This window comes from Desulfovibrio sp. ZJ200, assembly GCF_011039095.1.
Taxonomy (GTDB): domain Bacteria; phylum Desulfobacterota; class Desulfovibrionia; order Desulfovibrionales; family Desulfovibrionaceae; genus Desulfovibrio.
In genome coordinates this window covers 1-14,227 of the sequence record NZ_JAAKEH010000060.1, presented here as the reverse complement: position 1 = coordinate 14,227, position 14,227 = coordinate 1, and the positions used below count along the sequence as shown (strand labels likewise).

At 58.6% G+C, this 14,227-nt stretch carries 13 protein-coding genes; 3 read left to right on the top strand and 10 right to left on the bottom strand.

Going from position 1 to position 14,227, the window contains the following annotated elements; genetic code table 11:
* On the top strand, positions 1 to 414 hold a 414-nt coding region (locus G7Y52_RS13075; protein WP_165068458.1), incomplete at its 5' end, for a transposase.
* A 337-nt stretch (positions 415 to 751) separates the two neighbouring features.
* Here the strand turns inward: G7Y52_RS13075 and G7Y52_RS13070 are convergent.
* The gene (locus G7Y52_RS13070) at positions 752 to 2,137 is read right to left on the bottom strand and encodes a sugar porter family MFS transporter (RefSeq protein WP_165072610.1); all 1,386 of its coding nucleotides are present in this window, start codon (positions 2,135 to 2,137) and stop codon (positions 752 to 754) included.
* A gap of 454 nt (positions 2,138 to 2,591) precedes the next feature.
* On the opposite strand from G7Y52_RS13070, the gene galE reads away from it, so the two are divergent.
* Complete coding sequence (galE, locus tag G7Y52_RS13065) at positions 2,592 to 3,578, top strand: UDP-glucose 4-epimerase GalE (protein ID WP_165072608.1); 987 nt, start codon at positions 2,592 to 2,594, stop codon at positions 3,576 to 3,578.
* A gap of 420 nt (positions 3,579 to 3,998) precedes the next feature.
* Here galE and G7Y52_RS13060 read toward each other — a convergent pair whose 3' ends face one another.
* Positions 3,999 to 4,292, bottom strand: coding sequence for a hypothetical protein (locus G7Y52_RS13060; protein WP_165072606.1), 294 nt, complete (start codon positions 4,290 to 4,292; stop codon positions 3,999 to 4,001).
* The gene (locus G7Y52_RS13055) at positions 4,238 to 5,452 is read right to left on the bottom strand and encodes a DUF2254 family protein (protein WP_165072603.1); all 1,215 of its coding nucleotides are present in this window, start codon (positions 5,450 to 5,452) and stop codon (positions 4,238 to 4,240) included. Before G7Y52_RS13055 ends, G7Y52_RS13060 begins: the two co-directional genes overlap by 55 nt.
* A 588-nt stretch (positions 5,453 to 6,040) precedes the next feature.
* Between G7Y52_RS13055 and G7Y52_RS13050 the strand changes: the two genes are divergently transcribed.
* Positions 6,041 to 6,970 carry a bifunctional methionine sulfoxide reductase B/A protein gene (locus G7Y52_RS13050; protein ID WP_241159753.1) on the top strand — a complete coding sequence of 310 codons (930 nt, stop codon included), beginning with the start codon at positions 6,041 to 6,043 and terminating at the stop codon, positions 6,968 to 6,970.
* Between the two features lie 195 nt (positions 6,971 to 7,165).
* Here G7Y52_RS13050 and G7Y52_RS13045 read toward each other — a convergent pair whose 3' ends face one another.
* The 7 genes from G7Y52_RS13045 to G7Y52_RS13015 all read right to left on the bottom strand — a co-directional run.
* Positions 7,166 to 8,245, bottom strand: coding sequence for an ABC transporter substrate-binding protein (locus G7Y52_RS13045; protein WP_165072601.1), 1,080 nt, complete (start codon positions 8,243 to 8,245; stop codon positions 7,166 to 7,168).
* 141 nt (positions 8,246 to 8,386) lie between these two features.
* Positions 8,387 to 8,857, bottom strand: a complete 471-nt coding sequence (locus tag G7Y52_RS13040) for a hypothetical protein (protein WP_165072599.1) — start codon at positions 8,855 to 8,857, stop codon at positions 8,387 to 8,389.
* A 1-nt stretch (position 8,858) separates the two neighbouring features.
* Positions 8,859 to 9,644: an ABC transporter ATP-binding protein gene (locus G7Y52_RS13035; RefSeq protein ID WP_165072598.1), complete on the bottom strand. Its 786-nt coding sequence runs from the start codon at positions 9,642 to 9,644 to the stop codon at positions 8,859 to 8,861.
* Between the two features lie 128 nt (positions 9,645 to 9,772).
* The gene (locus tag G7Y52_RS13030) at positions 9,773 to 10,621 is read right to left on the bottom strand and encodes an ABC transporter permease (RefSeq protein WP_165072596.1); all 849 of its coding nucleotides are present in this window, start codon (positions 10,619 to 10,621) and stop codon (positions 9,773 to 9,775) included.
* Between the two features lie 3 nt (positions 10,622 to 10,624).
* On the bottom strand, positions 10,625 to 11,419 hold the full coding sequence (locus tag G7Y52_RS13025) for an ABC transporter permease (protein ID WP_165072594.1): 795 nt from the start codon (positions 11,417 to 11,419) through the stop codon (positions 10,625 to 10,627).
* A gap of 42 nt (positions 11,420 to 11,461) precedes the next feature.
* Complete coding sequence (locus G7Y52_RS13020; protein ID WP_165072592.1) at positions 11,462 to 12,217, bottom strand: ABC transporter ATP-binding protein; 756 nt, start codon at positions 12,215 to 12,217, stop codon at positions 11,462 to 11,464.
* A 628-nt stretch (positions 12,218 to 12,845) separates the two neighbouring features.
* Positions 12,846 to 14,227: NAD(P)(+) transhydrogenase (Re/Si-specific) subunit beta (locus G7Y52_RS13015; RefSeq protein ID WP_165072590.1), on the bottom strand; the 1,382-nt coding region annotated here is incomplete at its 5' end.

Genomic DNA, 14,227 nt, shown 5'->3' with positions numbered 1-14,227 from the left:
GGACGTTGGGAAAGGATAAGCATACTTTCAGCAATCCGGGTAACGGGAGAGACTTGCAGTGTTGTTTTTGATGGGGCACTGGATGGAAAAATGTACAATGCTTATATTGAAAAATTTCTTCTTCCAACGCTTAAAGCTAACGATGTTGTTATAATGGATAATTTGAATGTCCATAAATCAAAAACCGCCCAAAACTTGATAAGGGAAAAAGGCTGCAAGTATATTTTCCTTCCAGAATACAGCCCGGATTTAAATCCCATTGAAAAGATGTGGAGCAAAGTGAAACAATTACTTCGGGGTATGAAAGCAAAAACATGTGATGAACTGTACAAGTCCATTGGAAAAGCATTAAGTTGTATCACACAAAAAGACGCTGAAGGATGGTTTAAATCCTGTGGCTATGTAAAAAGTTAAAAGCAAAATGCTCTAATAAAAATAGCTAAACGCTCTGGCGGCCGCGGGAGCGGACGCCCGCGCCGAATGAGCGTCCAGACCGCGTTGCGGTAGCCGTTAGCAAGCTTTGCTTGCTTACGGATAGCGACAGCGGTTGCGTTGACTGGCTGCCGCAGTAACCAGTTGCTGTCTTCATCCGTAGCTTCCTTCGTCGCAACGGCTGAAGCCTGGACGCGAAATGATGGCAGCGCCGCTTTTGAAATTGAATAATTTCAAAAGCAAAATGCTCTAGATTGCAACATGACAATCCCCCGAAAGTACGGGCCGCAATCCGGAAGGGGTGCGGCCCGTATGCGGTTCAGGCGTCCACCGGCCGGCCCAGATGCCGAAGGGCTTTTCCAGCCATAAGATTATGCTCCAAATGTTCCAGACTCACGCCTTTGGTTTCCGGCGTCAGGCGGACGGTGAGCCAGATGAACAGGGCGTTGAACGCTGCGAACAGCCAAAAGGTCGTTGCAGCGCCTTGCCATTGCAAAAGCACCGGGAACATGTAGCCGATGCAGGCATTGGCCAGCCAGTTGGTTGTCGTGGAGCACATGATCCCGAATTCGCGGCTTTTCAGAGGCTGGATTTCCGAGCAGAGCACCCAGACCAGGGGCCCGGAGCTCATGGCAAAGCCGATGATGAAAATCAGCAGCACCATCACCGCGAAAAGACGCGCCCCGGGCGTGGCCGTACCCAGATAAAACAGCAGGCCCAGCAGGCCCATGCTCAGGGCCATGACCGTGTAGCCGAGCGTAAGCATGGGCCTGCGGCCCCAGCGATCCACCAGTCCGATGGCGATGAACGTGGCCAGCACATTGATCAGGCCCACGATGACCGTGCCCCACATTTGCTGCCGGATGCCGGCGTAGCCCGCTTCCTGAAAGATTTTAGGAGCGTAGTACAAGATCACGTTGATGCCCGTGAATTGCTGCATAATCTGCAGGAGCATGCCCAGGCCCACCACGCGCCGCACATTGGGGCTGGCCTTGAAAAGCTTCCAGCCTTCCTGCTTCACGGCCAGGCTTTCCTGAATTTCGTCCATTTCCTGCTGCGCCTCCCCGGGCGTTTCGCGCAGGCGCGCCAGCACCGCGCGCGCCTCGTCCGTGCGATTGCGCATGGCCAGCCAGCGCGGACTGCGCGGCAAAAAAAGCACGGCCGCAAGCAGCATGGCCGAAGGGATGGCGGGGATGCCGAACATCCAGCGCCAGGCTCCGGAAGAGCTCAGAGCCGTGTCAATGAGGTAGGCTGCCAGAATGCCGATGGTGATCATCAACTGGTACATGGAAATGATCCCGCCCCGGAAGCGGACCGGAGAGATTTCCGAAAGATAGAGCGGCGCGGTGAACGAGGCCACGCCTACGGCCAGACCGAGCACAAAGCGGCCCGCGATCAGCCAGCCCGCCAGCGGGGCCCAGGCCGCCAGCACCGAGCCGCAGACAAAGAGCGCGGCCGCCATGAGCAGACCGGCTTTGCGCCCGAACGCTTTGGAGAACCAGGAGCCGCCCACCGCGCCCACGGCCGCGCCGACCATCAGCACGCTGACCACCCAGCCCTCGGAGGCGGGATCAATGGCGAATTCCTGAACGACAAAGGGCAGGGCCCCGGAAACCGAACCGATGTCCAGGCCAAACAAGAGGCCCGTCAGGGCCCCGGTAAACGTCACAAAGATGACAAAGATCATATTTTTCTTTTGCGTCATATCGCTATCCTCCAGGACCAGGGGCGGCCTGCGGCAGATGCAAGCGTCTATCGCGGCGCTTATGATCTCTATTTCAATTTTACCTTCGCTTTCTGTGCGCCTCGGTTCGCATGTTTGCTGCAAGCACGGCACGCCCGGCTCTATTCCGCTTCGGATACTCCTGATCCCTCGTGGAGAGAAAACGCCGCATTACAGACGTTGCCGGTTCAAAAAGCGGTCGGGAAACGCTTTTGAGTCTTAAATAGTTTACCCTGTTTTTGCAAGAGTTTTCCCGGTTCTCCGCCAGCATCGCCGAAGCCGCAGGCTTCGTGGGAGCGAAGTGCGCGCCGCCGAAGCGGCTTTTACCCACGCGTATGATAACATGACAAAATTATTGCACGTAGAGTGTTTTGCTACTAAAAGTAGCAAAACACTCTGATGCCGACGGCGCGGCAATTGAGGGAGGAGTGAAAGCATGGCCATCCTGGTTTGCGGCGGGGCCGGCTACATCGGCTCGCACAACGTGCGCGCGCTGCTGGCGCGCGGCGAGGAAACCATCATCATCGACAATTTCCTGACCGGGCACCGCGGCTCTGTGCCTGCCGGGGCGCGGCTCTATGAGGGCGACATCCGCGATGCCGCGATCCTGGACCAGGTCTTCGGCGAAAACGACATTGACGCGGTGCTGCATTTCGCGGCCAGTTCCCTGGTGGGCGAAAGCATGGAAAAGCCTCTGAAATATTTCAACAACAACGTGCACGGCATGCAGATGCTCCTGGAAGCCATGTTGCGGCATGATGTGGACAAACTTGTTTTTTCCTCTTCGGCCGCGGTTTACGGCGAGCCGGAACGGGTGCCCATTGAGGAGAGCGATCCGACCCGGCCCTGCAATCCCTATGGCGAGAGCAAGCTGATTATGGAGACGATAATGCGCTGGGTGGGCAAAGCTCACCACATCCGTTCGGTCTCCCTGCGCTACTTCAACGTGGCCGGAGCCTGGCCCGGCGGGGAGATCGGCGAGGATCACCGGCCTGAGAGCCATCTGATCCCGCTGATCCTGCAAGTTCCTCTGGGCCTGCGCGAGCAAATCACCGTTTTCGGCCAGGACTATCCTACCCCGGACGGCACCTGCATCCGCGACTATCTGGATGTCACGGATCTGGCCGACGCGCATCTGCGCGCTGTGGACTACCTGCGGCGCGGCGGGGCGAGCGAAATCTGCAATCTGGGCAATGGCCGGGGCTTTTCAGTCATGGAAATGATCGAGGCAGCGCGCCGGGTCACCGGGCAGGAGATCAAAATCGCGGTCGGGCCGCGGCGACCGGGCGATCCTGCCCGGCTGGTGGCCTCGGCGGCCAGGGCGGCAAAAGTCCTGGACTGGCGGCCCGAAACCGGCCTTGAAGACATGATCGCTTCTGCCTGGGAGTGGCACAAAAACCATCCTCACGGCTATGCCCGCTGAGCCCGACGCGGCCGCCAGAGCGGTTGCCGTTTTCAACAGCAAACCGCTCTGGCAAAACGCTCTACTGCAAATTCGGGTGGTAAAGATTCCGTGCCATAGGCAGAGCGTACTACATCGAAAGAGATTTTCCATCAGGAACGTGTCTTTTACGCATACGCTGGCGACCGCGTTTTCACTCCCACCGCGCGGCGTACGGCCTGCCCGGGAGGGGGGGCAGCCCCTTTGGGGGGGAAGGGACTGCCCCGGTGACAAAGAGTAGGTTGGTTCAAAAATGAGATAAAGTATATTTTTGAAGTTGTAAACAGATATTTTTAAAAATTTTCATATTTTTCTATCAATGTGTTTTTATAGAATAAATTATATTTTAGTTCTTCTTTCTATGCTCGAAGTTCTCATAATCCCTTGAGCATAGTCATTCCGTCAAATTTTCAGCATGAACAGAAAATGATCAATTACTATAATTGGATATGTAAAATTATCCACTTGCACGCATCGTAGAGCATATTGCTTTTGAAACGCTCTAGAGCAGATTACCTTTGACTTTTTATGAAAGTCAAAGGTGGCATTCAGGCGAAAAACACGGTTTTCGCCTGAATGTACGCCGCGTTGCGGCGGCTGCCGCTTTCGCGTCAGCAGAGCATTTTCAAAGAGAAAATGCTCTAATGGGCAGCGCCCGTTTTTGCCGCATCGGCGTCGGCGTGGTCCCGAAGGCAAGCCCGTGCGGCGTCCGCCAGCGGGCCCGGGCAATTCTCGGCCACGGCGGCCAGCATCTCCCGCAGGCAGGCGGTGAATTCCGGCCACTCAGCAGCATTGCGCGTAAGCAGCGGAAATATGTCCTCGAGAAACCTGCGCGTCTGGAGCGGCCTTGCCGTCAGGCGAGGGTAGCGAATGCTCCGATCAACCTCCGGGGCCAGGCCCCCGCTGAAATTGTCAATCAGAATACGTCCCACGGCGTCCACGGCGTGCATGGCCGTGCCCGGATCATTCTTGCTCAGGGAGCGTTGGCTTATGTCCGCCAGAACCCGCAGGCCGAAGGACGGATCAAGGGTAAAGTTCTGCCTTTGCCCCAGAGTAAACGCCCTGGACACGATTTGTTGCTGCTTTTCTGTCAGCCGCGAGGAAGTTGCCAGCACCGCCACCGGCAGAGCCGGATGCACGCGCTGCCCGCTGCGCGCCAGCAGGTGCAGGCTTGTGTCCAGCTCGTCGGCCAGAGTGTTGAGCGCGCCTAAATCCATTTCCTGGAGGTAGCCTGTGCCCTGCACATGAAGAGGCATGCCGGCAGGCGTGTCTTCCGGTCCCGGCCGGCAGCCGAGGGTCGGGCTCTGCAAGTGCTTGCGCATGACGCTGGACGTCACATTTTCCAGCCGTTCCACGATATAATCCAATTTGCCGAAGAGCGAGAGCGTTCTCAGCCAGCGCAGAAAGGCCAGGAGCACAAATGTCAGCATCACGACGGTTTCCAGCAGGAGCACCAGACGGCCCGTGGCGCCGTAATAGCCCAGGCCCAGAGCGATGATCGCCACCAGGGAGAAAATGAAGGCGGCCACAAAAGCGGAAATGGCCTCATTGGCCCTGCCGTCGCTGATCAGCACGTCTGTGGCGCGCGGCGAGGTGTGGCTGCTGGTGAAGGAAAAGGTGGCATACAGGATGGACAGGGAAAAAGTGCTGATGGTCAGCATGGTGGGGGCTATGAAGGTGAGCAGGCCCTGGAGCATGTCTTTGTCGACCAGGGGCGCAGTATCACTCGGCAGAAAAGTGTCCGCGAAGGCGGCGAAGAGAACAGCGAGAATGGAAATCACACTGCACACGGCCGGATAAAACCAAAGACGGCGGGTGCATCTGGACCAGAAATTACATATTTTCGAGATGGACATGCGGATTCTCTTTTTATCTTCTCTAGTATTTTTGTAAGGATAAACATCCTCTAAGAATGTATTATGATATAAACTAAATTGATTTGCAATTTAAAAGCGCGATGTAAAACTATTCTGCACGCAACTGAAGCCCTTAGAGTGTTTTGCTAATGAAATTAACAAAACGCTCTAGAGCATTTTCACTTTGAAAATGCTCTGCTGACGCGAAAGCGGCAGCCGCCGCAACGCGGCGTACATTCAGGCGAAAACCGCGTTTTTCGCCTGAATGCCACCTTTGACTTTCATAAAAAGTCAAAGGTAATCTGCTCTAGGTTCCGCAGCAGGAATCTGCCGCGGCGCATGTGCGGCTCTTGCCCCGGCAAGGCGGGCGGCATATACAGGAAAGACAAGCAGCGGAACGGTCGCTGCTTGCCACAAACAACCCGCGCCGGTCGCGTTTTGCGGCCCCTGGGGCGCGCAGGGACGAGTATGAATCAAGAAATTTTCAGCATGCTGCGGCGCGCTGTTGCGGCCTTGTTGCTGTTCTGGCCGGTTTGGCCGGTCATGGCGGCAACAGCGGCCCAGCCTGATGCCGCGCAAGAGGCGCATATGACTGTTGCATTCCCCATGCCGCCGCTCACGCAGCGCGAGGCGGACGTCTTGTTGCGAAAGGCTACCGAGGCCCCGTATACCGGGCAGTATGTGAACAATCATGCCGCCGGGACGTACATCTGCCGCCAATGCGGCATGCCGCTTTACCATTCTGAAGACAAATTCGACTCCGGCTGCGGCTGGCCTGCTTTCGACGATGCCGTGCCCGGCGCGGTACGGCGCGTGCCCGATGCAGACGGGCAACGGGTGGAGATTCTCTGCGCCCATTGCGGCGGCCATCTGGGCCATGTTTTTGAAGGCGAGGGCTTTACCCGCAGGAACACCCGGCATTGCGTCAATTCCCTGTCCATGAGCTTTGCGCCTGCGGGCAGCCCGGAGGAAAAGGCCGCTTTCGCGCGGGCAGCGCGGGCCGCGCCCTGCTCCGGCACGGCCATCGTGGCTGGAGGGTGCTTCTGGGGCGTGGAAGACGCCTTCCGCAAGCTGCCCGGGGGCTGCGACGCTGTTTCGGGCTATACAGGCGGCCGGACGGCAAATCCGAGATATGAGGATGTCAGCCGGGGCGATACCGGGCACGCCGAGGCCGTGCGGGTCAGCTTTGATCCTTCACGCGTTTCGTATGAGCGCATCCTGCGGCGTTTTTTTGAAGTGCATGATCCCACGCAGCTCAACAGGCAGGGGCCGGATGTGGGTTCACAGTATCGCTCGGCCGTTTTTTATCTGGACGACGAGCAAAGGGCCGTGGCCGAAAAATTGATCGCCCGCCTCAAAGACCTGGGCTACAAGGTAGTCACCCAGGTGCTCCCGGCCGGCCCCTTTTACCCGGCGGAAGCGTACCATCAGCGCTTTGCGGAGCGCACGGGCCGGGGCGGCTGCCATCTGCCCGTGCCGCGCTTTGAGCGCCGCGCCGACGGCAGCCCGGCGCAGTAGAGCGTTTTGCTCATGAAATGAGCCAAACTCTAGATGCGCTGCCTTTTCCACTCTGCCGCCAAAGCGACAGGAGCCGCCAGGCGGCGTGGATTCTGCCGGAAACGAGTTTGAGGGCTGAATGCCGCAAAAAAGAGGGCCTTCTCCCCAAGGGGAGAAGGCCCTTCAGTCAGCGCGGCGCTTTATGCCGCTTCAGACTTACTTGTAAGCCGGAATCGGGGTCTTGACCATCTTCAGGAACTTGTTGGTGGCATACTTGCCGTCCTGAACCTTCTTGGCTTCCGCAGGAGTGATGCGACCCACGGTTGTAAAGAAGTCGGCGATTTCGCCCTGCCACGTCTGGGCCTGGCTCTGGCCCTTGGAGTCGTCGAACATCACCAGTTGCTCGTCCAGGTTGTACACGGGATGCTTCTGGATGTCCTTGAGCGCCAGCTTCTTGTCATAATCCTTGCCGGCCCATTCCAGGAAGAAGCGGCGGTATTCGGGCACCAGGCTTTCCGCGCTCTCCTTCTGGAGCATGTTCACGGCGCGCAGATAGATGCCCAGGAATTTGGCGGTGATTTCAGGATGGGAATTGGCATACTTGGCATCGGCAATCAACACGATGGGGTTGCCCTTTTTGCACATCTTGAGATCCGCGGCAAGCACGCCGCCCTTGTCCATAACCAGGAAGAGATGCGGCGCCCAGAGGGCCACGCCGTCGCCGATCTTGTTTTCAAAGGCGCCCACGGCCTGGGCCTGATCCATGTTCTTGATCACCACGTCGCTGTCCTTGAGGCCCAGGACGTTGAGCCAGGAGGAAAGCGCATAGTGGGCCGAGCTCACGGTGGTGACCAGGAAGGTTTTGCCCTTCACGGTTTCGGGGCTGCCCAGCACGTCGGGATAGTCTTTGTTCCAGCCCTTGACCTTGGCAATGGGGCTGTCCTTGCGCACTACCACGCCGTTGGTCATGGATTCGTCATTGCCGTTGGCAATGACGATGGTGTCGTAGCGCAGATTGCCCAGCATGGCCGGAACCGCGCCCATGCCCGCATACACCCATTCGCCGGAGGGCAGGGCGTTCAGAATGTCCGCGCCGGAGTTGAAGTATTTGATTTCAACGTCCAGGCCGGCTTCTTTGTCCCAGCCTTTTTCCTTGGCATACCACATCAGAAAGGTCTCATGCTCGTCCATCCAGGCAGTGGGCACTTTGACCAGCTTGTCCGCGGCCATGGCCATACCCGCGATGCTCAGCACAAAGACGGCGGTCAGCGCCAGAGAAATCCATTTTTTCAACATACATATCCTCCTGAATAACACGTTAAGTCCGGGTCCGTTCGCACTCCGTAAAAGCCCGGACGCGGGCCGTCTACGGCAACGGCTGTAACCCTCGACGCAAACTGTCGGCAGCTCCAGGGAGCCTTCGTTCCCCATACGCTTCTACAACACCGGGCAGCGGCGTTGCTTTTCCACTGAAGCCCTGGGCGGTTCGGCTGTTGCAGCGCCGCTCATGGCCGTCATCTCCTGTTCTTGCTTTTGCTGAGCTATACGCAAAGCATAGCAGGTGCGCAAGCGGTATGCAAGATATTGCAGCAGGCAGCCCATGCCCGCGAGCAGCAGGCTCGTCAGCCAGTGCGCGCTCATGAGCCATGCCCCAAGAGCCGCCAGGCAGAGCAGCATGCCGCCCACGCGTCGCCAAAAGACCCGGCGGTAGACGGCCTTGATCTCTTCCGTGCTGATCTGCCCGCTGTCCAGGGCAGTAGCCTCTTGCGGCCGCCCTTTGCCTTCCGCATTGCCGCGAAGGGCGGCCCCGGCGGCAAAACGCGCACATGCGGCGCGCGCCGCCCACCAGACCAGGATCGCGCCCAGGCCTCCGGCCAGCAGGCTGAAGATCAGCGTGCCCGCAGCCATATCAGAGAATCAGCTCCGTATTGGCGATGATTTCCTCGCGCAGTTCCAAAAGCTCCATGGAGGTATGCTCGCGCGGCCGCGGCAGGTTGATGGGGTATTCGGTCTTGATGGTGCCCGGCAGTTTGCCTTCCATCAGCACAATGCGATCGCCCAGGTACAGCGCTTCGTCGATATTGTTGGTGACAAAGAGCACGGTGCGTTTGTCCTGTTCCCAGATCCGGGCCGTCTCCACCTGCATGTACATGCGGGTCTGGGCGTCCAGCTGGCCGAAGGGCTCGTCCAGAAGCATGACCTTGGGCGAGTTGGCATAGGCCCGGGCAATGCCCACGCGCTGTTTCATGCCGCCGGAGAGCTGGTGGGGGTAATGGTTCTCAAAGCCTTGCAGGCCCACCATCTTGATGTAGTGGTCGGCGATGTTGTGCCGTTCGGCCGCGGGCACATCGCGCAGTCTGAGGCCCAGTTCCACGTTATCGCGCACGGTTTTCCAGGCAAAGAGCATGTAGCTCTGAAACACGATGCCGCGATCCGGCCCGGGGCCGGTCACGGGTTCGCCGTCCAGGGTCACATAGCCTTTGTCAGGAATTTCCAGCCCGGCAATAATCTTCAGCAGCGTGGATTTGCCGCTCTGGCCCGGGCCCAGGACGACCAGGAATTCGTTTTCGTAAACATCCAGGGTGATGTCCCTGATCACCGGCACTTCCTGGTTGCCCTTCTGGATGAAGGTCTTGCTGATGTCCTCACAGTGGATTTTCAGCGTGGGCGCACACTTGTCGTTCTGCTCGCTCATGTGTCTATCCTTTTACTACGCCCGCTTCGGCGGTGAACCGCGCAACCGTGGTGCGCGCGCCTTGGTGGCGGCGTTTGCTCGGGCAAGGCCAGAGCACTTTCAAAGCAAAATTGCTGCGGGCCGTGGCATCAGACATTGTCAATACTGCGCTTCCAGGGGCAGAGCTTGCGCTCCAGCAAGCCCACGCCCAGGGAGCTTATCCAGGCCGCGGCCGCAATCAGCAGCATGCCGCTGAGAACCAGGGACGGCTGGTGCGTGTCCATGCCGCGCTTGATCAAAAAGCCCAGGCCGTCGCGGGAGTTCATCAGCTCGGCGGCGAGCACGCAGGTCCAGGCCGCGCTGAGCGAAATCTGCAGGCCCGCGAAGACCGCCGGAAAGGAGGCCGGAAAGCAGACATGGAAGATTTCGTCCTTGCGCTTGCCGCCCAGCACCCGGATGACGTCGTACAGGTCCGGGTCCACCAGGCGCACGCCGTTGTAGGCGTTCAACAGGCAGGGCACGAAAGTGCCGATGATGATGATGAACACCTTGGAAAACTCGCCGATGCCGAACCAGAGAATGGCAATGGACACCCAGGCGATGGGCGGCATGGGCTTGAACAGGTCGAAAAGCGGCTTGACGACGCTGTTCACGGTTTTGTTCAGGGCCATGAACAGGCCCAGGGGCACGGCCACGATGCTCGCCAGCACAAAGCCGATGATCACGCGCTGGAAGCTGGCCCAGATGTGGCCCCAGAGATTGCTGCCCGCGAAGTTCATGCTGGTCAGGCGGATCATCATGTCCAGCACTTCCTTGGGCGTGGCCAGGGAGTCCCGGAAGATCTTTTCGACCGCCGTCCAGTGCCAGAGCCAGAAAAAGCCGAGAATCGAGACGGCGTACAAAAAGTAGGTATTGGTGATCAGTTTGTAGAACGTAAACCGTCCGCGTTCTGCGGCGTGGTCGACGGTTTCGTTGGCAATGGATGAAGAACCGCTCATGAATTACCTCCTGATGCCCGCCAGCAGTCGTTTTTCGACATAGTCGATGATGATCCCGATGATCGCGCCCGAAATGCCCACGCAGATCATGCCGAGCACGATCAGGTCAGGCCGGGCCACACGGCCGCCCATGGTGATCAGAAAGCCCAGGCCGGAATCGGCGGCCAGCAGCTCGGCGCCCACCAGGTTTGTCCAGCAGTAGGCCAGCGCAAGTTGCAGCGCGCCGAAAACCATGGGCAGGGAGGACGGGATGCAAAGCTGGGTGAATATCTGCCAGTCGTTGGCCCCGTAGGTCCTGGCCATCTGGATCAAAACCGGGTTGGTCATGCGCACGCCCACATAGGCGTTGATCACGCAGGGCACAATGCCCGCAATCCAGATGATAAAGACCTTGCCTGTCAGCCCGATGCCGAACCAGAACACGGTCAGCGGAATCCAGGCAATGGGCGGGATGGGCCGGATCAGCTCGAAAATAGGCCGGAAGAGGCCCTCGGCCACTTTAAACCAGCCCATGGCCAGCCCCAGGGGCAGACCCACCAGCAGCGCCAGCACATAGCCGATGAAAGCTTCGGTCAGGCTGGTTTTGAAGTGGGTCAGCATCACGGCCCCGTCGGGATTGGGGTTGGTCAGCTTGTCGATAAAAGCATGGAAGACCTGCGTCGGGGAGGCCAGCAGGGTCTGGGGAATCATGCCCGAGCGCACTGCGGTTTCCCAAATCAGAAAGAAAGCAATGACGCTGATATAGGGAAGCGCTCGAAGCAGCGGCGGTTCTTTGACCACAACAGTTTGGTAAGCCATAACATCCTCCGGGCGGCTGCGTTTGCGGGGGCGGGCCAAAGCCTACCACCAGCGGATAAGCTCCGTGACCTGCCTGCGCAGTTCCACAAATCTGGGGTCGATGAGTTTGCGGGGGCGGGGCAGATCCACCTGGATTTCCGCCTTGACCTTGGTGGGCTTGTTGGTCAGCACAAGGATGCGCTCGGCCACATAGACAGCCTCCTCAATGTTGTGGGTGACAAAGAGAATGGTGCTGTTCAGCTTTTGCCAGAGGTTGACCAGTTCGTCTTCAAGGTAGAAGCGCAGCTTCACGTCCAACTGGCCGTAAGGCTCATCCATCAGCAAGAGATCGGGGTTCACCGCAAAGGCGCGGGAAACCGCGATGCGCTGCATCATGCTGGCTGAAACCTGATTGGGGTAAAGATCGGCGCAGGAGGAAAGGCCCACAAGGTCCATAATGTCCGAGGCGCGCTGGAAGCGTTCCTCTTTGCCGACGCCTTTGACCTCCATGCCGTAGGCCACGTTTTCGCGCACCGTGCGCCAGGGCAGGCAGGTGGGCTCCTGAAAGACATAGGCGATATTGTGTTTTTTGGGGTTGGCTTCCTGCCCGTCGATAAGAATATCGCCTTCAGTGGCGGGCATGAGTTTGGAAAGGCAGTTCAAAAATGTAGTCTTGCCGCAACCGGTGGGGCCGACGATGGCCAGCAGCTCTCCATTTTTGATGGTGAAATTGATGCCATCAAGAACGGTGAGATCGCCAAAACGCTTGGTGAGATTATTCACCCGGATTTTGACGTCAGCTTCATCCTGACAGGGCACTGGCAGCTCCTTCTGTTGACGTGTGGAACTCCTTCAGGAACCCCGGCCCGGGGTTCGCCTAGAGCATTTTTTGATTGAAAATATTCATTTTCAATCATTTCGCTGCCGTCATTTCGCGTCCAGGCTTCAGCCGTTGCGACGAAGGAAGCTACGGATGAAGACAGCAACTGGTTACTGCGGCAGCCAGTCAACGCAACCGCTGTCGCTATCCGTAAGCAAGCAAAGCCTGCTAACGGCTACCGCAACGCGGTCTGGACGCTCATTCGGCGCGGGCGCCAGCTAACGCTGTCGCCAGAGCGGTTTAGCTAATTTCATTAGCAAACCGCTCTAAACCGTAAAAACTGTAAAAAGAAAAAAATCAGTCCATTACAGGTGTTGTTGGCCGCTCTCCGGAGCATCTGCCCGGCGGCCTCAAGCTCTCGCCTCTCTGCAAGCGCCCGGTGTTCTCCGGCGCTACTGTCAAGCGTACTAACAGTATGGATTATTTGAGCATTGTCATCTCCTTTGAACCGAAGGGCATCAAAATGTGAAAGAAAGCACATGCACCGACACAACAACAGGCATATTCTCGTCCTGCGGGGCGGCAGAGCTGAGGTCATGCCGCCCCGCTTGTTTGCAGTTGACGTGCTTAGCGCACCATTGCCAGAAGTTTATCCAGGGAGGCGCTTGCGTCGCCCAGCATCAGAGTTACGCCCGGCCTGGTGTACAGGGGGTTGTCCACGCCCGCGTAGCCGGGCTTTTCGTCATAATTGCAGATGATCACGGCCTTGGCCTTGTCCGCTTCCAGAATGGGCATGCCGTAAATGGGCGTGCCCTCGGCAGTATTGGCCGCCGGGTTGACCACGTCGTTGGCGCCCACCACGATCACCAGATCCGCGTCCGGGAACATGGGGTTGACCGTGTCCATTTCCAGCAAATGCTCGTAGTCCACGTTGGCCTCGGCCAGAAGCACATTCATGTGGCCGGGCATGCGGCCCGCCACCGGATGAATGGCGTATTCGACCTTCGCGCCCCTGGCTTCCAGGGCGTCGGCCAGTTGCTTGACCTTGTGCTGGGCCTGGGCCAGAGCCATGCCGTAGCCGGGCACGATGATCACGTTTTTGGCGGTCTTCAGGGCCTGCAGGGCATCTTGCGCGGCTTCCTTCTTGGGCGCTTCGGCCACAGCCGCGGGCGCGGAACCGGAAGCCAGCTTGACGAGATTGTCCACGGTTTTGGCCGCGTCGCCGAGCATCATGATCACGTCGGGCCTGGTGTACAGGGGGTTGTCCACGCCCGCATAGCCCGGCTTTTCGTCATAATTGCAGATGATCACGGCCTTGGCCTTGTCCGCTTCCAGAATGGGCATGCCGTAAATGGGCGTTCCCTCGGCGGTATTGGCCGCCGGATTGACCACGTCGTTGGCGCCCACCACGATCACCAGATCCGCGTCCGGGAACATGGGGTTGACGGTGTCCATTTCCAGCAGATGCTCATACTCTACATTGGCCTCGGCCAGAAGCACGTTCATGTGGCCGGGCATGCGGCCCGCCACCGGATGAATGGCGTATTCGACCTTTGCGCCTCTGGCTTCCAGGGCGTCGGCCAGTTGCTTGACCTTGTGCTGGGCCTGGGCCAGAGCCATGCCGTAGCCGGGCACGATGATCACGTTTTTGGCCGTGGTCAGCAGTTGGGCGGCCCGGGCATCGGCATTGGGCGCGACGTCGGCCTGGGCCGCAGCCGCGGGCGCGGAACCGGAAGCCAGCTTGACGAGATTGTCCACGGTCTTGGCCGCGTCGCCGAGCATCATGATCACGCCCGGCCTGGTGTACAGGGGGTTGTCCACGCCCGCATAGCCCGGCTTTTCGTCATAATTGCAGATGATCACGGCCTTGGCCTTGTCCGCCTCCAGAATGGGCATGCCGTAAATGGGCGTGCCTTCGGCGGTGTTGGCCGCCGGATTGACCACGTCGTTGGCGCCCACCACGATCACCAGATCCGCGTCCGGGAACATGGGGTTGACGGTGTCCATTT

Bases quoted from the DNA above. Each gene is read 5' to 3' on its own strand.
- G7Y52_RS13070 (WP_165072610.1), bottom strand. From the start codon at position 2,137: ATGACGCAAAAGAAAAATATGATCTTTGTCATCTTTGTGACGTTTACC.
- galE (WP_165072608.1), top strand. From the start codon at position 2,592: ATGGCCATCCTGGTTTGCGGCGGGGCCGGCTACATCGGCTCGCACAAC.
- G7Y52_RS13055 (WP_165072603.1), bottom strand. From the start codon at position 5,452: ATGTCCATCTCGAAAATATGTAATTTCTGGTCCAGATGCACCCGCCGT.
- G7Y52_RS13050 (WP_241159753.1), top strand. From the start codon at position 6,041: ATGACTGTTGCATTCCCCATGCCGCCGCTCACGCAGCGCGAGGCGGAC.
- G7Y52_RS13045 (WP_165072601.1), bottom strand. From the start codon at position 8,245: ATGTTGAAAAAATGGATTTCTCTGGCGCTGACCGCCGTCTTTGTGCTG.
- G7Y52_RS13040 (WP_165072599.1), bottom strand. From the start codon at position 8,857: ATGGCTGCGGGCACGCTGATCTTCAGCCTGCTGGCCGGAGGCCTGGGC.
- G7Y52_RS13035 (WP_165072598.1), bottom strand. From the start codon at position 9,644: ATGAGCGAGCAGAACGACAAGTGTGCGCCCACGCTGAAAATCCACTGT.
- G7Y52_RS13030 (WP_165072596.1), bottom strand. From the start codon at position 10,621: ATGAGCGGTTCTTCATCCATTGCCAACGAAACCGTCGACCACGCCGCA.
- G7Y52_RS13025 (WP_165072594.1), bottom strand. From the start codon at position 11,419: ATGGCTTACCAAACTGTTGTGGTCAAAGAACCGCCGCTGCTTCGAGCG.